General features: G+C 68.6%; 12 protein-coding genes. 7 read left to right on the top strand and 5 right to left on the bottom strand.

What is annotated here, in order from left to right:
* Positions 1 to 6: 6 nt before the first annotated feature.
* The 4 genes from AC1VNX_RS05405 to AC1VNX_RS05390 form a co-directional block, all read right to left on the bottom strand.
* Complete coding sequence (locus tag AC1VNX_RS05405) at positions 7 to 984, bottom strand: tripartite tricarboxylate transporter substrate binding protein (RefSeq protein WP_483155794.1); 978 nt, start codon at positions 982 to 984, stop codon at positions 7 to 9.
* A 134-nt stretch (positions 985 to 1118) separates the two neighbouring features.
* Positions 1119 to 2162: a histone deacetylase family protein gene (locus tag AC1VNX_RS05400; protein ID WP_483155793.1), complete on the bottom strand. Its 1044-nt coding sequence runs from the start codon at positions 2160 to 2162 to the stop codon at positions 1119 to 1121.
* 39 nt (positions 2163 to 2201) lie between these two features.
* Positions 2202 to 3251 (bottom strand): ornithine cyclodeaminase, encoded by a 1050-nt coding sequence (locus AC1VNX_RS05395; protein WP_483155792.1) that lies wholly within the window; start codon positions 3249 to 3251, stop codon positions 2202 to 2204.
* A 150-nt stretch (positions 3252 to 3401) separates the two neighbouring features.
* Entirely contained in the window at positions 3402 to 4811 is a 1410-nt protein-coding gene (locus AC1VNX_RS05390; protein WP_483155791.1) for an aminotransferase-like domain-containing protein, read from the bottom strand.
* 170 nt (positions 4812 to 4981) lie between these two features.
* Between AC1VNX_RS05390 and gabT the strand changes: the two genes are divergently transcribed.
* The 7 genes from gabT to AC1VNX_RS05355 all read left to right on the top strand — a co-directional run bounded on the left by gabT (position 4982) and on the right by AC1VNX_RS05355 (position 13146).
* Entirely contained in the window at positions 4982 to 6274 is a 1293-nt protein-coding gene (gene gabT, locus AC1VNX_RS05385) for a 4-aminobutyrate--2-oxoglutarate transaminase (protein ID WP_483155790.1), read from the top strand.
* Between the two features lie 27 nt (positions 6275 to 6301).
* Positions 6302 to 7408, top strand: coding sequence for an ABC transporter ATP-binding protein (locus AC1VNX_RS05380; RefSeq protein ID WP_483155789.1), 1107 nt, complete (start codon positions 6302 to 6304; stop codon positions 7406 to 7408).
* A 66-nt stretch (positions 7409 to 7474) separates the two neighbouring features.
* A complete protein-coding gene (locus AC1VNX_RS05375; protein WP_483155788.1) occupies positions 7475 to 8503 on the top strand; it encodes an ABC transporter substrate-binding protein in 1029 nt (342 codons plus the stop codon).
* 30 nt (positions 8504 to 8533) lie between these two features.
* A complete protein-coding gene (locus AC1VNX_RS05370; RefSeq protein ID WP_093056724.1) occupies positions 8534 to 9790 on the top strand; it encodes an ABC transporter permease in 1257 nt (418 codons plus the stop codon).
* Positions 9791 to 9824: 34 nt separating this feature from the next.
* The gene (locus AC1VNX_RS05365) at positions 9825 to 10643 is read left to right on the top strand and encodes an ABC transporter permease (protein ID WP_258352781.1); all 819 of its coding nucleotides are present in this window, start codon (positions 9825 to 9827) and stop codon (positions 10641 to 10643) included.
* Positions 10644 to 10658: 15 nt separating this feature from the next.
* On the top strand, positions 10659 to 11618 hold the full coding sequence (gene speB, locus AC1VNX_RS05360) for an agmatinase (RefSeq protein WP_483155787.1): 960 nt from the start codon (positions 10659 to 10661) through the stop codon (positions 11616 to 11618).
* Between the two features lie 49 nt (positions 11619 to 11667).
* Positions 11668 to 13146, top strand: coding sequence for an NAD-dependent succinate-semialdehyde dehydrogenase (locus AC1VNX_RS05355; protein ID WP_483155786.1), 1479 nt, complete (start codon positions 11668 to 11670; stop codon positions 13144 to 13146).
* A 48-nt stretch (positions 13147 to 13194) separates the two neighbouring features.
* Here the strand turns inward: AC1VNX_RS05355 and uvrA are convergent, their stop codons facing one another.
* Positions 13195 to 18945: an excinuclease ABC subunit UvrA gene (uvrA, locus tag AC1VNX_RS05350; protein ID WP_483161883.1), complete on the bottom strand. Its 5751-nt coding sequence runs from the start codon at positions 18943 to 18945 to the stop codon at positions 13195 to 13197.
* Between the last annotated feature and the right edge of the window lie 40 nt (positions 18946 to 18985).

The raw sequence follows: 18985 nt of genomic DNA, 5'->3' as shown, positions 1-18985 counted from the left end.
GCCGACTCACTTCTCCTTCGCCAGGCCCAGCTTGTCGATGATCGCCTTCTCCCGCACCACCGTCTCCTGCGCGAACTTGGTGTAAGTCGCCGAGCTCATGTAGTTCGGCAGCATGTCGTAGCGGCCCAGCGAGGCCACGTAGCTCGGCTCTTCCATCGCCTGCTTGAAGGCGTCGTGCAGCTTCTTCACCACCTCGGGCGGCGTGCCCTTGGGCGCGCCGATGCCGAAGGGCGAGTTCTGCACCACGTCGTAGCCCAGTTCCTTCAACGTGGGCGCGTCGGGGAACTTGGCCAGGCGCTTCTCGCCCCAGGTGTTGAGCACGCGCAGCTTGCCGGCCTCGACCTGCGGCGCGAAGCCGGTGCTGTCGGCGGCGGCCATCAGCTGGCCGCTGACCACCGCGAGCATCAGGTCGGCGCTGCCCTTGTAGGGCACGTGCTGCAGCTGGATGCCGGCCTTCTGCGCGACGATCTCGGTCGTCAGGTGCGGGCTGGTCAGCGTGCCGGTGGAGCCGTAGGTGAGCTTGCCGGGGTTGGCCTTGGCGTACGCGACGAAGTCGGCCCAGGTCTTGAAGGGGCTGTCGGCCGGCACGACGATGCCGAAGGCGTAGCCGGTGACGTTGATGACGTACGTGATGTCCTTCAGCGGGTCCCAGTTGATCTTGGTGGTGTAGCCCAGGCGGAACACGCCCAGCGGGATCTGCGCGACGGTGTAGCCGTCGGGCTGCGCGGTCTGCAGCGCCTGCGCGGGCAGCGTGCCGCCGGCGCCGGGCTTGTTGTCGATGATCACCGGCTGGCCGAGGATCTTGCTCGCGTTCTCCGCGAGCTGGCGCATGGTGATGTCGGTCGGGCCGCCCGCCGGGAAGGCGATGACCAGCTTGATGGGCTTGGCGGGAAAGGCCTGAGCGAGCGCCGCCATCGGAAAGGCGAGGCCGCCGGCTGTGGCGAGTGCGGCGGCGGTACGGAGGAAGGTGGAGCGGCGGAGCATGCTGACTGGGTCCTGACTTGGGAAAGCGCCGATTGGGCCCCGCCAGTCGGGCGAAGGCAATCGGGGCTGCCCTGATTTCCCGGGGAAAACGGGGCGAATTCCCGCGTCCGAGTCGCCTGCGCGTCAGCCGGCGGCTACGCCTGCGCGGCGAAGCCCTCGATCACGTTCACCGCGTTGATGCCCACCTCGGCCACCGCATATCCGCCCTCGAACACGAACACCGTCGGCAGTCCGGCGCGCGCGAGGTCCTCGCCCATGCGCAGGTAGTCGTCGCTCCTGAGCCTGAAGCCCGAGATCGGATCGCCCTCGAAGGTGTCGACGCCCAGCGAGACCACCAACGCGCCGGCCTTCACCTCGGCGATGCGGGCCAGCGCGGTCTTCAGTGCGGCGCGCCATGCGGTGAAGTCGGTGCCGCGCGGCAGCGGCAGGTTGTGGTTGAAGCCCTCGCCTCGCCCGGCGCCGCGTTCGTCGGCATGGCCCAGGTAATAGGGGTAGTCGGTCAGCGGATCGCCGTGCAGGCTCGCGAAGTGCACGTCGTCGCGCTCGTAGAAGATGGCCTGGGTGCCGTTGCCGTGGTGGTAGTCGACGTCGAGCACGGCCACGCGCTCCACGCCCGCGTCACGCAGCGCCTGCGCGGCGACGGCGGCGTTGTTGATGAAGCAGTAGCCGCCGAAGAAATCGGCGCCCGCATGATGGCCCGGCGGCCGCGTGAGCGCGAAGGCCGCGCGCTCGCCGCCGATGACGCGCTGCGTGGCAGTCCACGCGCAGGCCGCGCCATGGCGCGCGGCCGTCCAGCTGCCGGCCATCAGCGGCGTGCCCGCATCGAACGAGAACAGCCCCAGGCGCGCCGGAAAGCTCTTCGGCAGCACGTCGCTGCGCATGCCGCGCGTGGGCCAGTACGAGGGCAGCGCGTCGCGCGTCGCGTTGGCCGGGTCCAGCGCCACCCACTCGTCCCATGCGTGGGCGATGAAGTCCAGGTAGCGCGGCGCATGCACCTTGGCCAGCAGCGCCTCGTCGAAGGCATCGGGCGCCTGCCGCGGGCCGATGTTCCGGCGCTCCAGTTCATGCCTCACATGGTCGACGCGGGCGGGCACCTCGAAGCACGGCACGAGCTCGCCGCGGAACATCTCGACTTTGCCTTGGTGAAGAGCGTGCTGGTCGTTGTAGATGGTGAGCATGGAGATGTACGGCAGGAGCGGCTGTGACGAAGCCGCCCATCATGCCGCACGCCGCAGCACCGCCCGGCGCCGGCCCGAGGCGGTGAGCCCGAACAGGTCCTTCGGGTCGTCGAGCTCCGGCACCAGCGCGATCTGCCGGCCGATGCCGCGCTCGGTGGCGATGCGCTGGATGTAGCGCAGCGCGGTGTAGTCCTCCAGCGCGAAGCCCACCGAGTCGAACAGCGTGACCTGCGTCGGGCTCTCGCGCCCGGGCGCCTCGCCGAGCAGCACGCGCCAGAGCTCCTGCACCGGAAAGTCGGCCCCCACCTGCTGGATCTCGCCCTCGACGCGGGTCTGCGGCTCGTACTCGACGAACACGCGCGCCTTGCGCAGCACGTCGGGGTGCAGTTCGGTCTTGCCGGGCGAGTCGCCACCCACCGCGTTGATGTGCATGCCCGGCTCGATCATCTCGGGCGTGAGCACCGTCGCACGCCCCTGGTAGGCGGTGACGGTGGTGACGATGTCGGCGCCGCGCACCGCCTCGGCCACCGAGCGGGCGCGCACGATGTCCAGCGGCGTGCAGGCCGACAGGTGGCGCACCAGCTTGTCGGTGGCGTGCGGGTCGGTGTCGTACACGCGCACTTCCTCGATGCCCAGCAGCGCATGGAAGGCCAGCGCCTGGAACTCGCTCTGCGAGCCGTTGCCGATCAGCGCGAGGCTGCGCGAATCGGGCCGGGCCAGCGCCATGGCCGCCATCGCCGAAGTGGCCGCCGTGCGCAGCGCGGTGGTGAGCGTGAGTTCGGAAAGCAGCACGGGGTAGCCCGTGTCGACTTCGGCGAGCACGCCGAAGGCCATGACGGTCGGCAGCCCGACCTGCGTGTTGTGCGGATGACCGTTGACGTACTTGAAGGCATAGGCGCCATCGTCGGCCACCGGCATCAGCTCGATCACGCCGAGATGCGAATGGCTGGCCACGCGGGCCTTCTTGTCGAACTCGCGCCACCGCATGAAGTCGTCGCGCAGCGCGTCGGCCAGCGCGGTGAGGAACTGCGGAACACCGGTCTCGTCCACCAGGCGGACCAGGCTGTGAACATCGATGAAGCGGGTCATGACATGGCTCCTTGCGTAGCCCCGCCGCGGCGCTTCATCCCCTCACATGTTTACTCCACCATGGCTGATTCAGGATGCGCCTGCGCCAAGGGTTGAGAGCCATTGTGCGCCTGCTTGCGAACCTTTGCGAGCCCTCCGCGGGCACCGCCTTCAGTCGCAGCTGCGCTCCTCGATGCTGCGTTCCAGGAAACGCCACAGCCGCTCGTCTTCGCTGAAGGCGACGTTGAAGCGCAGCCACCCGGTGGGACGCGGGTTGACCAGGAAGAGCTGGCCCGGGCCGAGCATGATGCCTTCGGCAGCGGCGCGCCGCGAGAGCTCGGCGCTGTCGGCGATGTCCGGGTGCCGGGCCCACAGGTACATGCCGGCAGCGGCCTCGTGAAACAGCTCGAAGCCCAGCGCGTCCAGCCTTCTTGCGACGCTGCCCTGCGCCTGCGCGAGGCGGTCGCGCAGGGCCTTCAGGTGCTTGCGCCAGCGGCCGTCGGTCACGGTGCCGAAGGCCAGGCGCTCGGTGATGTCGGACGAGGTCAGGCCCGAGATCATCTTGAGCTGCGCAAGCTCCTCGAGCAGCTCCGGCTGCGCCACGACGTAGCCCACGCGGATGTTCGGCGAGATGGTCTTCGAGTAGCTGCCCACGTAGACCACGCGGCGCAGCTGCCCCAGGCTGGCGAGCGAGGGACGCATCGATGCGTCCATCTCGGCATAGATGTCGTTCTCGACCAGCGTGAAGTCGTGCGCCTGCGCCAGCTGCAGCAGTTGCACCAGCTGCGGCAGCGAGGCCATCGAGCAGGTCGGGCTCTGCAGCCGGGGCTGGGTGAAGAAGGCCTTGGGCCGGTGCACCGCGAGCAGCGCCTCGAGCGCGGGCATGTCGTAGCCCGTCGGGGTGCGCGGCACGCCGATGATCTCCACGCCCAGGAAGCGCAGCATGTACATCAGGTTCGGATAGCCGGGGTCGTCCACCAGCACCGAATCGCCCGGCTTGAGCAGGCGGCGCGCGACCAGGTCCAGCGCCTGGCTGGAACCCTGGGTCAGCAGGACCTGCGCGGCCTCGACCACGATCTGCTGCTCCGACAGCGCCTCGGCCGTTGCCATGCGCAGCGCCATGTGGCCGAAGGGCAGGCCGTAGCCGCCGATGTCGGTGCCTTCGGAGGCCAGGTGGCGCAGGCTGCGGCGCATGCCGTCCTCGAACAGCCAGTCGTGCGGCAGCCAGCCGCAGCCGGGCTTGAGCGGGAGGTTGCGGTTCTCGAAGATCTGCTGCAGATACCAGCGGGCGTCGAAGCGGGGGTCCGGGCGGGGCACGCTGGTGGTGCCGGAGGCGCTGTCTTCGCTGCGCCGCTTGACGAAGAAGCCCGCGTTGGCGCGCGAGACCAGCAGGCCCTGCGCCACCAGCCGGTCGTAGGCCTCGACCACCGTGAAGACACTGACGCCGTGGGCCGCGGCAAAGGCGCGGATCGACGGCAGCTTGCTGTCGGCCTTGAGCTTCTGGGCGCCGATCAGTCCGCGCAGCCCTTCCACGATCTGGCTTACCAGCGGCGTCGGCTGTTCGGGGCGAAGAATGAGCATCGGGGGTGTCTCCGGCAGTCCGGCCTGCACCATATTGAGGAAAGTATGTACAGGATACAAGACCAGTACAGTCTTCCGGGCGATCACTTCCGCTGTACATGGCTGGATCGAATCGCGCGACCTAGAGTGCCGGGATTCCTTCTTCACAGCACCAAAGCACAGGTCGTACCATGCAACGCGAACCCCACCTCAGCAACGCCGCCCTCATGGCCCGCCGCAACGCGGCCGTCGCCCGCGGCGTCGGCCAGGCCCATGAAATCTTCGTCAGCCGGGCCGCCAACGCCGAACTGTGGGACGTCGAGGGCCGCCGCTACATCGACTTCGCCGGCGGCATCGCGGTGCTCAACACCGGCCACTGCCATCCGGAGATCAGCGCCGCCGTCAAGGCGCAGGTAGATCTTTATTCGCACACCTGCTTCCAGGTGGTGGCCTACGAGCCCTACGTGGAGCTGGCCGAGCGCCTGAATGCACTGGCACCGGGCGCGTTCGCGAAGAAGTCGATCTTCCTGAGCACCGGCGCCGAGGCGGTGGAGAACGCCGTCAAGATCGCCCGCGCCCACACCCGGCGCCCCGGCGTCATTGCCTTCACCGGCGGCTACCACGGCCGCACGATGATGACGCTCGGCCTCACCGGCAAGGTGGCTCCCTACAAGATCGGCTTCGGCCCCTTCCCGGGCGAGGTGTTCCATGCGCTGTACCCGAATGCGCTGCACGGCGTGAGCGTGGACGATGCCCTGCATTCGGTCGAGCTGCTGTTCAAGAACGACATCGAGCCCGAGCGCGTGGCGGCATTCATCCTGGAGCCGGTGCAGGGCGAGGGCGGCTTCTACGTGGCGCCCAACGACTTCGTCGAGGGCCTGCGCGCGCTGGCGGACCGCCACGGCATCCTGATCATTGCCGACGAGGTGCAGACCGGCGCCGGCCGCACCGGCACCTGGTTCGCCAGCGAGCAGTGGCCCGTGGCCCCAGACCTGATCACCACCGCCAAGTCGATGGCGGGCGGCTTCCCCATCTCCGGCGTGGTGGGCCGCGCCGAGGTAATGGACGCTCCCGCGCCCGGCGGCCTGGGCGGCACCTATGCCGGCAGCCCCATCGGCTGCGCCGCGGCGCTCGCGGTGCTGAAAGTGTTCGACGACGAGCAACTGCTGGCGCGCAGCCGCGCGCTGGGCGAGCGGCTCATGGCCGGCCTGCGCCGCATCGCGGCCGATGTGCCTGCCATCGGCGACGTGCGCGGGCTCGGCGCCATGGTGGCCATCGAGCTGTTCGAAGAGGGCGACACCGCGCGGCCCGACGCCGCGCTGACCCGCAAGGTGGTCGCGGAGGCAGCGCGGCGCGGGTTAATCCTGCTGTCATGCGGCACCTACGGCAATGTAATTCGCGTACTGGTGCCGCTCACGGCATCCGACTTGCTTGTGGACGAAGGCCTGGCGCTTCTCGCGGACAGCTTCGCCGCACTGCGCTGATCGACCGATCCTTTCCTGAATTCCTCCATGACCGCAGAACCCTTGGTGCGCTTCCAGCGCGTCCAGAAGACCTACGACGGCGAGCACCTGGTGGTGCGCCAGCTCGATCTGGACATCCACCGTGGCGAGTTCCTGAGCCTGCTCGGCCCTTCGGGATCTGGCAAGACCACCACGCTGATGATGCTGGCAGGCTTCGAGTCGCCGACTTCGGGAGAGATCCTGCTCGACGGCAAGCCGATCACCGGCACGCCGCCGCACAAGCGCAACTTCGGCATGGTCTTCCAGAACTACGCGCTGTTCCCGCACATGAGCGTGGGGCAGAACGTGGCCTATCCGCTCACCGTGCGCAAGGTGCCGAAGGACGAGCAGCAGCGCCGCGTGCAGCGCGCGCTCGACATGGTGCAGCTGCGCGGCATGACCGACCGCCTACCCGGCCAGCTCTCGGGCGGCCAGCAGCAGCGCGTGGCGCTGGCGCGCGCGCTGGTGTTCGAACCCCAGCTGGTGCTGATGGACGAGCCGCTCGGCGCACTCGACAAGCAACTGCGCGAGCACATGCAGATCGAGCTCAAGGACCTGCACCGCCAGCTGGGAGTCACCTTCGTCTACGTGACGCACGACCAGGGCGAGGCGCTCACCATGAGCGACCGCGTGGCGGTGTTCAACGAGGGCGTGATCCAGCAACTGGACACGGTCGACCGGCTCTACGAGACGCCTTCCAACCGTTTCGTGGCCGGCTTCGTCGGCGACAACACCGTGCTCAGGGGCCAGTTGGGCCAACGCCAGGGTCATGGCGGCGAGCATGCCGAGATGACGCTGCCCGACGGCCGCGTGCTGCGCGGAATCAACGTCGGCGGGGCGGCCACGGGCGCGGCCGTCGAGGCCTGCATCCGGCCCGAGCGGGTGGTGCTGCACCGCCGCGCGGAGGCGCAGGGCTCCAACATGCTCGCGGCCGAGGTGGCGCGCGTCATCTACTTCGGCGACCACCTGAGGCTGCTGTGCAGCGTCGGCGGCGGCCAGGCCGATGCCACCGTGAAGCTGCCGCTGGACGGCCTCGACGGTGCCGCCGCGCCGCGGGCCGGCGAAGCCGTCGTTCTCGAATTTCCGACCGCGCATGCGCGCATCTACGCCCCCTGAAGCCGGCCTTCCGTTCCCGTTCGCTTTCCCCCTCGTTCCCGTTCATCACCCAGGAAGATTTCCACCATGAAAAAGACACTTCTCGCCTGCACCGTCGCCGCCAGCTTCGCACTGCCGGCCTTTGCCCAGCAGCAGCTCACCGTGGTCAACTTCGGCGGCGCCAACGCCAATGCGCAGAAGAAGGCCTACTACGAGCCCTTCGAGAAGACCGGCACCAAGATCATTCCGGTCGAATACAACGGCGAGCAGGCCAAGATCAAGGCCATGGTCGAGACGAAGAAGGTCACCTGGGACGTGGTCGAGGTCGAATCGCCCGACGCGGCGCGCGGCTGCGACGAGGGCCTGTTCGAGAAGCTCGACTATTCCAAGATCGGCAGCAAGGCCGACTTCCTGCCGGCCGCCGTCACCGACTGCGGCGTGGGCCTGTTCGTGTGGTCGACCGTGATGGCCTACAACGGCGAGAAGCTCAAGACCGCGCCCAGCAGCTGGGCCGACTTCTGGGACGTGAAGAAGATCCCCGGCAAGCGCGGCATGCGCAAGGGCGCGCGCTACAACCTCGAGTTCGCGCTCATGGCCGATGGCGTGAAGCCGGCTGATGTCTACAAGGTGCTCGGCACCAAGGAAGGCGCCGACCGCGCGTTCAAGAAGCTCACCGAACTCAAGCCGAACATCCAGTGGTGGGAAGCCGGCGCCCAGCCGCCGCAGTTCCTGGTGGCCGGCGACGTGGTGCTGACCACCGTCTACAACGGCCGCATCGACGCGGCCAACCGCGAAGGCCGCGACCTCAAGATCTACTGGCCGGGCGGCATCTACGATCTCGACTACCTGGTGATCCCGAAGGGCGCGCCGAACAAGGAAGCCTCGCTGAAGTACATCCAGTTCGCGATGCAGCCGGCCAACCAGGCGGTCTATGCCCAGAACATCGCCTACGGCCCCACCAACACCAAGGCGCTGGCCTCGCTCAGCCCCAAGGTGCTGGCCGACCTGCCGACCTCCTCGACCAACGCCAAGGATGCGCTGCAGTTCAACGTCGGCTTCTGGGCCGACCAGGGCGAGGCGCTCGAGAAGCGCTTCGCATCCTGGGCCACGCAGTAAACGGGCAAGCGAGCGAGCGCGGAAGAGTCCATGCACGCGGCAACGTCTGTCCCCCTGGTTCCAGCAGAAGCGCCGCCCGGCGAACTGCGGCGTGCGCTGGCGCGCGCCGAAGCCCGCCGAAAATGGCGCGCATTCGCGCTCACGGTGCCGCTGCTGGTGTTTCTGCTGCTGACGCTGCTGGTGCCCATCGTGGCGCTGCTGCAGCGCGCGGTGGAGAACCCCGAAGTGGCCAACGCGCTGCCGCGCACCGTGCGCGCGCTCGACGGCTGGAACCGCAAGGAGGCGCCCGCGCCGGCGGCCTTTGCGGCCATCGCGGCCGATCTCGCGCAGCTGCCCGACAGCTCCGACGCCGGCGCCCTGGCGCGCCGCCTCAACACCGAGATCGCCGGCGCCCGCTCGCTGGTGATGGGCACCTTCCGTGCGCTGCCGATTGCCGGCACGCCGGAAGAGGTCAAGGCGCGCATGCTGGAGCTCGACCCGCGCTGGGGCGAGGCGCCGTACTGGCAGGCGATTGCCAAGAACGGCTCGCGCTGGACGCCCGACTACCTGCTCGCCTCGGTCGACCTGCGGCGCGACGTGGCCGGCGAGGTCGAGCGCATGCCCGCCGACCAGCGCGCCTTTGCCGGCATCCTGCTGCGCACCTTCCAGATCAGTGCCGTCGTCACCTTCTTCTGCCTGCTGCTGGCCTATCCGCTGGCGTGGTGGCTGTCGACGCTGCCGGCGCGCAAGGCCAACGTGCTGATGATCCTGGTGCTGGTGCCGTTCTGGACTTCCATCCTGGTGCGCGTGGCCGCCTGGATTGTGCTGCTGCAGTCCGAGGGGCTGGTCAACCGGGGCCTCATGGGCATCGGCCTGATCGACCATCCGCTGGCGCTGCTGTTCAACCGCACCGGCGTGATCATCGCGATGGTGCACATCCTGCTGCCCTTCATGATCCTGCCGCTGTACAGCGTCATGAAGAGCGTGCCGCCCACCTACCTGCGCGCAGCCGTCTCGCTGGGCAGCTCGCCGCTGGCGGCCTTCTTCCGCGTGTACGTGCCGCAGACCTACCCGGGCATCGGCGCCGGGGCGCTGCTGGTCTTCATCCTGGCGATCGGCTACTACGTGACGCCAGCGCTGCTCGGCGGCGCGGACGACCAGATGCTGAGCTACTACATCGCGCGCTACACCAACGTCGAAATCAACTGGGGCATGGCCTGCGCGCTGGGCTCCGTGCTGCTCGTCGCCACGCTGATTCTGTATGCCGTGTACCGCCGCATCGGCAAGGCCGAGCTGAGCCTCGGTTGAGCCGCACGAAAAGCCGCACGAAAGACGAACAAGCATGTTGAAGCTTCCCCAATTCCCGGCCTACGCCACCTTCGCCGACAAGCTCGGCTGGTGGCTGGTGCGCGCCGGCTGCGTCGCGGTGCTGGCCTTCCTGCTGGCGCCGATCCTGGTGGTGATTCCGCTGTCGTTCTCCGACAGCTCGTTCCTGGCCTACCCGATTCCCGGCTGGTCGCTGCGGTGGTATCGCAACCTCTTCGAATCGCCCGAGTGGGCACGCGCGGCGCGCAACAGCTTCATCGTCGCGCCGGCCGCGACGGTGCTGGCCACCGTGCTGGGCACGCTGGCGGCAGTGGGGTTGTCGCGCACGAGCTTCGCCTTCAAGGGCCTGCTCATGAGCGTGCTGATCTCGCCGATGGTGGTGCCGATCGTGGTGGTGGGCGTCGCCACGTATCTCTACTTCGCCCCCATCGGCCTGGCCGACACCTACTTCGGGCTGATCGTGGTGCATGCGGCGCTGGGTGCGCCCTTCGTGCTGACCACCGTGCTCGCCACACTGGCCGGCTTCAACCAGAACCTGGTGCGCGCATCGCTGAGCCTGGGGGAGACACCGTTCAGGACCTTCATGCGCGTCACGCTGCCGGTGATTGCGCCGGGCGTGATCTCGGGTGCGCTGTTCGCCTTTGCCACCTCGTTCGACGAGGTGGTGGTCACGCTGTTCCTCGCGGGGCCGGACCAGGTCACGCTGCCGCGCCAGATGTTCACCGGCATCCGCGAGAACATCTCGCCCACCATCGCCGCCGTGGCGACGCTGCTGATCATCTTCACCACCACGCTGCTGCTTGCGCTCGAATGGCTGCGCGGCCGGCGGCGTTGAACCCGCACACGCACGATGCCCACCAACACAACACCGAACCAGCCGCTGGGCGGCAACACGATGCCGCGCTTCGCCGGCCCCGGCACGATGATGCGGCTGCCCGCTGCAACGTCTCCGGCAGGGCTGGACGCGGCATTCATCGGCGTGCCGCTGGACATCGGCACTTCCAACCGGCCGGGTGCGCGCTTCGGACCGCGCCAGATCCGCGCCGAGTCGGCATTGCTGCGGCCCTACAACATGGCCACCGGCGCGGCGCCTTTCGACAAGCTGAACGTGGCCGACCTGGGCGACGTGCCGATCAATACCTATTCGCTCGAAAAATCGATCGACATCATCTCGGACTTCTACGACACGGTGCTGGCCGCCGGCTGCGCCCCGCTGACGCTGGGCGGCGACCACACCATCGCGCTGCCGATCCTGCGCGCGGTGGCGCGCAGGCACGGCCCGGTGGCGCTGGTGCACGTGGATGCGCATGCGGACGTGAACGACGATATGTTCGGCGAGCGCATCGCGCACGGCACGCCGTTCCGGCGCGCCGTCGAAGAGGGCCTGCTGGCCTGCGACAAGGTCTGGCAGATCGGCCTGCGCGGCACCGGCTACGCGGCGGACGATTTCGACTGGCCGCGCGCGCAGGGCTTCACCGTGGTGCAGGCGCACGAGGTCTGGTACCAGTCGCTGGCGCCGCTGATGGCGCAGGTGCGCGAGCGCATCGGGCCGACGCATCCGGTGTACATCAGCTTCGACATCGACGGCATCGATCCTTCGTTCGCCGGCGGCACCGGCACGCCGGAGATCGGTGGGCTCACCGTGCCGCAGGCGCTGGAGATCGTGCGCGGCTGCCGCGGGCTGAACGTGGTGGGCGCCGACCTGGTGGAGGTCAGCCCGCCGTACGACACGAGCGGAAACACTGCGCTGCTCGGGGCCAATCTGCTTTACGAAATGCTCTGCGTGCTTCCCGGCGTACCTTTTCGCTGACACCGGTGCTTGCACCGGCTACTCATTCCTTTGGAGACCACACGACACCATGGACACGAAGACTTCTCCCCTCGCACTGCTGAACGACCCGACCCTGCTCAAGACCGATGCGCTGATCGCCGGCGAATGGACGAAAGGCGCCAGCCGCTTCGACGTGAACGACCCGGCCACCGGCCGCAAGCTGGTCGACGTGGCCAACCTCACGCGCGCGGATGCCGCGCATGCCATCGCCGCCGCCAACAAGGCGCTCGCCGCCTGGCGCGGCAAGACCGGCAAGGAGCGCAGCATCGTGCTGCGCAAGTGGTTCGACCTGCTGATCGCCAACACCGAGGACATCGGCCGCCTGATGACCGCCGAGCAGGGCAAGCCCTTCGCCGAGGCCAAGGGCGAGGTCGCCTACGGCGCGAGCTTCATCGAGTGGTTTGCCGAGGAAGCCAAGCGCGTGAACGGCGAGGTGTTGCCACAGTTCGACAACAACCGCCGCCTGCTGGTGATGAAGCAGCCCATCGGCGTGTGCGCGGCGATCACGCCGTGGAATTTTCCGCTCGCGATGATCACCCGCAAGGTGGCGCCGGCACTGGCCGCGGGCTGCACGGTGGTCATCAAGCCGGCCGAACTCACGCCGCTGACCGCGCTGGCCGCAGCAGAGCTGGCCGTGCGGGCCGGCATTCCGGCGGGCGTGCTCAACGTGCTCACGGCCGACAGCCAGAACAGCATCGCGATCGGCAAGGAGCTGTGCGAGAGCGACGTCGTGCGCCACCTGAGCTTCACGGGCTCCACTGAAGTGGGCCGCATCCTGATGAGCCAGTGCGCGCCGACGGTCAAGAAGCTTTCGCTGGAACTGGGCGGCAACGCGCCTTTTCTGGTGTTCGACGATGCGGATGTGGATTCGGCTGTCGAAGGCGCCATCGCGAGCAAATACCGCAACGCCGGCCAGACCTGCGTGTGCGCGAACCGGCTGTATGTGCAGGAAGGCATCTATGACGCCTTCGTCGAGAAGTTCGCGGCCAAGGTGAAGGCACTCAAGGTCGGCAACGGCTTCGACGACGGCGTGTTGCAGGGCCCGCTAATCGAGGATGCGGCCATCGACAAGGTGCAGCGCCATGTGGCCGACGCCATCGCCAAGGGCGGCAAAGTGCTGGCGGGCGGCCACAGGATGCAGGGCCAGTTCTTCGAGCCGACCGTGATTGCCGAAGCCACGCCCGACATGCTTTGCGCGCGCGAAGAAACCTTCGGCCCCTTCGCGCCCGTGTTCCGCTTCAAGACCGAGCAGGACGGCATCGACGCGGCGAACAACACCGAGTTCGGCCTGGCGAGTTATTTCTACACGCGCGACGTGGGCCGCATCTTCCGCGTGGCGGAGGCGCTGGAATACGGCATGGTCGGCATCAATGCCGGCGTGATCGCCACCGAGCATGTGCCGTTCGGCGGCGTGAAGCAGTCGGGCCTGGGGCGCGAGGGCTCGCACCACGGCATGGACGACTACGTCGAGATCAAGTACCTCTGCCTGGGCGATATCCAGAAATAAGAGGAGGAGGAAGAAGGCGGGGGCAAGCCCCGCCCTGCCCTGCCCTGTCTATCGCGCCAGCACTGGCGCCAAGGCCACGCCGGTGTGCGTGCCGAGCCGCACCACTTCTTCCGGCGGCGCCGCCGCGACGATGCGCCCTCCCGCGCTGCCGCCCTCGGGCCCGAGGTCGAGGATCCAGTCGGCCTCGGCGATCAGGTCGAGGTCGTGCTCGATCACCACCACGCTGTGGCCGCCGTTCACCAGCCGGTGCAGCACGTGGATCAGCTTCTCGACGTCGGCCATGTGCAGGCCCACGGTCGGCTCGTCGAGCACGTACAGCGTGTGCGGCGCCTTCTGGCCGCGGCGGGTGATGTCGTCGCGCACCTTGCTCAGCTCGGTCACCAGCTTGATGCGCTGCGCCTCGCCGCCCGACAGCGTGGGCGAAGGCTGCCCCAGCGTGAGGTAGCCCAGGCCCACGTCCTTCAGCAACTGCAGCGGGTGGCTGATGTTGGGCATGCTCGCGAAGAACTCGACGGCCTCGTCGACTTCCATCTTCAGCACGTCGCCGATGCTCTTGCCGCGCCAGCTCACGGCCAGCGTCTCGGGGTTGAAGCGCGCGCCGTGGCACACCTCGCAGGGCACCTTCACGTCGGGCAGGAAGCTCATCTCGATGGTGCGCACGCCTGCGCCTTCGCAGCCCGGGCAGCGGCCTTCGCCGGTGTTGAAGCTGAAGCGGGCCGGGCCGTAGCCGCGCGCCTTGGCTTCGAGCGTGTCGGCGAAGAGCTTGCGGATGGTGTCCCAGAAGCCGATGTAGGTGGCCGGGCAGCTGCGCGGCGTCTTGCCGATGGGCGTCTGGTCGACTTCGAGCACGCGGTCGATGGTCTCGTAGCCGTCGACCTTCTTGCAGCCGGCCCATGCCGGGCGCTTGCCCGCGGCATCGGCATCGCGGCCAGCCTTGGTCATGCGCTGCACCACGATGGCCTGCACGTTGGCCAGCAGCACGTCGCGCGCGAGCGTGGACTTGCCCGAGCCGCTGACGCCGGTGACCACAACGAGGCGGTGCAGCGGCAGCGTGGCGGTCACGTCCTGCAGGTTGTGCAGGTTGGCGCCGTGCACGGTGAGCCATTCGCCGCTGTCGGCTGCCTTGGGGTCGGGCGACGGCACCAGCCTGCGGGCCTGCAGCGGATGCCTGATGGCGTCGCGCAGGTAGCGGCCGGTCTGCGAGTCGCCGGCCTTCTGGATGTCGGCCACCGAGCCCTCGGCCACCAGCCGGCCGCCGCGCTTGCCGGCGCTCGGGCCGATGTCGATGATGTGGTCGGCGCGGCGGATGGTGTCCTCGTCGTGCTCCACCACCACCAGCGTGTTGCCCTTGTCGCCGAGCTTGTGCAGCGCGTCGAGCAGGATCTGGTTGTCGCGCGCGTGCAGGCCGATGGTCGGCTCGTCGAGCACGTAGCACACGCCCTGCAGGTTGCTGCCGAGCTGCGCCGCCAGGCGGATGCGCTGCGCCTCGCCGCCTGAAAGCGTGGGCGCGCCACGGTCGAGCGTGAGGTAGCCCAGGCCCACTTCTTCCAGGAATTCGAGCCGGCTCTTGATCTCGGGCACGAGATCGCGCGCGATCTCCGCTTCGCGGCCCGTGAGCGTCAGCCCCTCGAACCACTGCCGCACCTCGGTCACGCTCATGCGCGCGAGTTCGGTGATGCCGATGCCGCCCGAGCCGTCGGCCGTGGTGCCGAAGCTCACGGCGCGCGCCGTGGCGTTCAGGCGCGTGCCCTGGCAGGTCGGGCAGGCCACGTCGGCCAGGTCTTCCACCTCGGGCTCGGCGAATGTCTGCTCGCGGCCCTTGTTGTCGTCGGCCAGCACGGAATCGTCGAACACCTTGCGCTGGTCCTTGCTGAGCTTGACGCCCGTGCCCACGCAATCGGGGCACCAGCCGTGCTTGCTGTTGTAGCTGAACAGGCGCGGATCGAGCTCGGCGTAGCTGGTGCTGCACACAGGACAGGCACGCAGCGTGGAAAACACGTTCACGCGGCCGATGCCGGCGGCGGACACGCCCGCCATCATCGCGGCGCGCAGTCCGTCGAGATCGCTGAGCACGTGCACCACGCCCTTGCCATGCTCCAGCGCCTTGGCCAGCGCCGCGCGCAGCTCGTTCTCGTTCGAGGGCAGCACGTCGAGGCTCGCCACCGGCAGCTCGATGCTGTGCTCCTTGAAGCGGTCGATGCGCGGGAAGCCGGTGGTCGGCAGGAACTCGCCGTCCACGCGCAGGTGCGTGAAGCCGCGCGGCCGCGCCCAGTCGGCCAGCTCGGTGTAGACGCCCTTGCGGTTGGTCACCAGCGGCGCGAGCAGGCCGATGTGCTGGCCCTTGAAGTTGCGCATCAGCTGCGCGGCGATGCTGTCGGGCGTCTGCGGCTGCACGGCGGCGCCGTCGTGAATGCAGTGCTGGATGCCCAGCTTGACGTACAGCAGGCGCAGGAAGTGCCACACCTCGGTGGTGGTGCCCACCGTGCTCTTGCGGCCGCCGCGCGACAGGCGCTGCTCGATGGCCACGGTCGGCGGAATGCCGTACACCGCGTCCACCTCGGGCCGGCCCGCCGGCTGCACGATGCTGCGCGCATAGGCGTTGAGCGATTCGAGATACCGGCGCTGCCCTTCGTTGAAAAGAATGTCGAAGGCCAGCGTCGACTTGCCCGATCCGCTCACGCCCGTCACCACGCTGAACTTGCCGCGCGGAATGTCCACGCTGAGGTTCTTCAGGTTGTGCTCGCGCGCATTGACGATCTCGATCGCGTTGCTGCCCGGCGCCGTCTTCGCATTGGCGATGTAGCGGCGCGCGGCGCGCTCGGCCACCTTGTAGGCGTCGGGGCCGATGGCCAGTTCGTAGTCGGCCAGCGCGGCGCCGGTGAGCGATGCGCGGTTCTCGCGCAGCTGCTCGGGCGTGCCCTCGGCCACCACCTGCCCGCCGCCCTCGCCGCCTTCGGGGCCGAGATCGATGAGCCAGTCGCTGGCGCGGATCACGTCGAGGTTGTGCTCGATCACGATCAGCGAATGGCCGGCGTCCAGCAGCTTGCGCAGCGCGCGCATCAGCCGCGCGATGTCGTCGAAGTGCAGGCCGGTGGTGGGCTCGTCGAACAAAAAGAGCGTGCCCTTGCGCGCCACCGACTGCTTGCTGGCGGTCGCATTCTTCGCGGCCTCGGCCAGGAAGCCCGCGAGCTTCAGGCGTTGCGCCTCGCCGCCGCTGAGCGTGGGCACGGGCTGGCCCAGCTTGACGTAGTCCAGGCCCACGTCGGAGATGGGCTGCAGCACGCGCAGCACGTCGCGGTCGGCCTCGAACACCGCCGCCGCTTCGGCCACGGTGAGGTCGAGCACGTCGGCCACGTTGTAGCTCTTGCCCTTGCGCTCCACGCGCACTTCGAGAATTTCGGGGCGGTAGCGCTTGCCGTCGCAGTCGGGGCAGCGCAGGTACACGTCGGACAGGAACTGCATCTCGACGTGCTCGAAGCCCGAGCCGCCGCAGGTCGGGCAGCGCCCGTCGCCGGAGTTGAAGCTGAACTTGCTCGCGGTGTAGCCGCGCTGGCGCGACAGCGCCGCGGTGGCGAAGATCTCGCGGATGGCGTCCCACGCGCCCACGTAGCTCGCGGGGTTGGAACGCGCGGTCTTGCCGATGGGCGACTGGTCGACGAACACCACGTCGCCCAGGTGGTCGGCGCCGAGCATGCGGTCGTGCGCGCCGGGCGTTTCCGTGGCCTTGCCGAAGTGGCGCATGAGCGCGGGCGCCAGCACGTCCTGGATCAGCGTCGACTTGCCCGAGCCGCTGACGCCGGTGACGCACACCAGGCGCGCCAGCGGAAACTCGACCGCGATGTTCTTCAGGTTGTGCTCGCGCACGCCTTCGAGAATGAGCCGGTGCGTGTTCTCGCTCACGAGCCGCTTGAAGCCCATGCCGATCTTCTTGCGCCCGCCCAGGTACTGGCCGGTGAGCGTGTCGGCGTCGCGCAGTTGGTCGGTGGTGCCGTCGAACACGATCTGCCCGCCGCGCGCGCCGGGGCCGGGGCCCATGTCGATCACGCGGTCGGCGGCGAGCATCACGGCCGGGTCGTGCTCGACCACCACCAGCGTGTTGCCGGCGTCGCGCAGGCGCAGCATGGCCTCGGTGATGCGGTTCATGTCGCGCGGGTGCAGGCCGATGCTGGGCTCGTCGAGCACGAAGAGCGTATTGACCAGCGAGGTGCCGAGCGCGGTCGTGAGGTTGATGCGCTGCACTTCGCCGCCGGAGAGCGTGCGGCTCTGGCGGTCGAGCGTGAGGTAGCCGATGCCGACGTCGTGCAGGTAGCGCAGGCGGGTGGTGATTTCCTCGAACAGCAGCTTCAGCGCCTGCATCTCGCCTTCGCTCGCCGTGTGGCCGTTGCCGTGGTGCTCGACGCGGTCGAACAGCTGGCGCAGGCGCTCGATGGGCAGCAGCATGAGGTCGTGCAGGCACAGGCCGGGCAGCGCCTCGAGCTGGGCGCGGGTCCATTTCACGCCGTTGGGCATGAAGCGCTTCTCGGGCGGCAGGACGGCGTCTGCGTCTTCCTTGCTGCCGATGCGCCACAGCAGGCTTTCGAGCTTGAGGCGCGCGCCGCTGCAGGTGGGGCACGGCGTGTAGCTGCGGTACTTCGACAAGAGCACGCGGATGTGCATCTTGTACGCCTTGCTCTCCAGGTAGCCGAAGAAGCGGCGCACGCCGTACCACTGCTTGTTCCAGTTGCCTTCCTTGTAGTTGGGCGTGCCCTCGATCACCCAGTGCTTCTGCTCGTCGGTGAGCTTGTTCCAGGGGGTGTCGCGCGGGATGCCGGCGGTTTCGGCGTGGCGCATGAGGTCGTCCTGCGCTTCCTTCCAGGCGGGCGTCTGGATGGTCTTGATGGCACCGGCGCGCAGCGTGAGCTTGTCGTTCGGAATCACCAGGCCCAGGTCGACGCCGATCACGCGGCCGAAGCCGCGGCAGGTCTCGCAGGCACCCACGGCCGAGTTGAACGAGAACATCGACGGGATGGGGTCGGAGTAGCGGATGTCGCTTTCGGGGCAATGCAGGCCGGTGGAGAACTTCCAGACGTCAGTCGGCGCGTTTTCTTCGGCGCCCGTGGCATGCACCGTGACGCGCCCGCTGCCGCGCTTGAGCGCCACCTCGATGGCCTCGACCACGCGCGAGCGCTCGGCGCTCGACGCGCGGAAGCGGTCGGCCACCACATCGAGCACCTTGCGCGGCCCGGTGGGCGTGGCCACCTCGCGCTCGGCCTGCACGCGCGTGAAGCCGCTGGCCGACAGCCACTGCGTGACTTCCTCGGCTGTGGTGCTCGCGGGCAGCTCGACCGGAAAGGTGACCACGAGGCGCGGATCGCCCGCCGCGGCCGCGCGCTCGACGATCTGCGCGTAGATGCTGTCGGGCGAGTCGTGGCGCACCGGCAGCGCGGTCTCGCGGTCGAACAGGTTGGCCGCGCGCGCGAAGAGCAGCTTCAGGTGGTCGTTCAGCTCGGTCATCGTGCCGACCGTGGAGCGCGAGGAGCGCACCGGGTTGGTCTGGTCGATGGCGATGGCGGGCGGCACGCCTTCCACCTTGTCGACGGCCGGCTTGTCCATGCGGTCCAGGAACTGGCGCGCGTAGGCGGAGAAGGTCTCCACGTAGCGCCGCTGGCCTTCGGCGTAGAGGGTGTCGAAAACGAGGCTCGACTTGCCCGAGCCGCTGGGCCCGGTGACCACCGTCATCTCGCCGGTGCGGATGTCGAGATCGAGGTTCTGGAGGTTGTGCTGGCGCGCGCCGCGAATCCGGATGGAGCCCTGTGTCATGAGTGCCTTGGGGGGTGGGGCAAACATTCTAGGGAGTGCC

Source organism: Variovorax sp. TLI9-5A (assembly GCF_056867935.1).
The sequence above is the reverse complement of the archived record's forward strand: the minus strand, read 5'-3'. Positions and strand labels throughout refer to the sequence as shown.

Excerpts from the sequence above, each read along its gene's own strand:
- AC1VNX_RS05395 (WP_483155792.1), bottom strand. The coding sequence starts at position 3,251 with ATGACCCGCTTCATCGATGTTCACAGCCTGGTCCGCCTGGTGGACGAG.
- uvrA (WP_483161883.1), bottom strand. The coding sequence starts at position 18,945 with ATGACACAGGGCTCCATCCGGATTCGCGGCGCGCGCCAGCACAACCTC.
- AC1VNX_RS05375 (WP_483155788.1), top strand. The coding sequence starts at position 7,475 with ATGAAAAAGACACTTCTCGCCTGCACCGTCGCCGCCAGCTTCGCACTG.
- AC1VNX_RS05370 (WP_093056724.1), top strand. The coding sequence starts at position 8,534 with ATGCACGCGGCAACGTCTGTCCCCCTGGTTCCAGCAGAAGCGCCGCCC.
- AC1VNX_RS05390 (WP_483155791.1), bottom strand. The coding sequence starts at position 4,811 with ATGCTCATTCTTCGCCCCGAACAGCCGACGCCGCTGGTAAGCCAGATC.
- AC1VNX_RS05380 (WP_483155789.1), top strand. The coding sequence starts at position 6,302 with ATGACCGCAGAACCCTTGGTGCGCTTCCAGCGCGTCCAGAAGACCTAC.
- AC1VNX_RS05400 (WP_483155793.1), bottom strand. The coding sequence starts at position 2,162 with ATGCTCACCATCTACAACGACCAGCACGCTCTTCACCAAGGCAAAGTC.
- AC1VNX_RS05365 (WP_258352781.1), top strand. The coding sequence starts at position 9,825 with ATGTTGAAGCTTCCCCAATTCCCGGCCTACGCCACCTTCGCCGACAAG.
- AC1VNX_RS05405 (WP_483155794.1), bottom strand. The coding sequence starts at position 984 with ATGCTCCGCCGCTCCACCTTCCTCCGTACCGCCGCCGCACTCGCCACA.
- AC1VNX_RS05355 (WP_483155786.1), top strand. The coding sequence starts at position 11,668 with ATGGACACGAAGACTTCTCCCCTCGCACTGCTGAACGACCCGACCCTG.
- speB (WP_483155787.1), top strand. The coding sequence starts at position 10,659 with ATGCCCACCAACACAACACCGAACCAGCCGCTGGGCGGCAACACGATG.
- gabT (WP_483155790.1), top strand. The coding sequence starts at position 4,982 with ATGCAACGCGAACCCCACCTCAGCAACGCCGCCCTCATGGCCCGCCGC.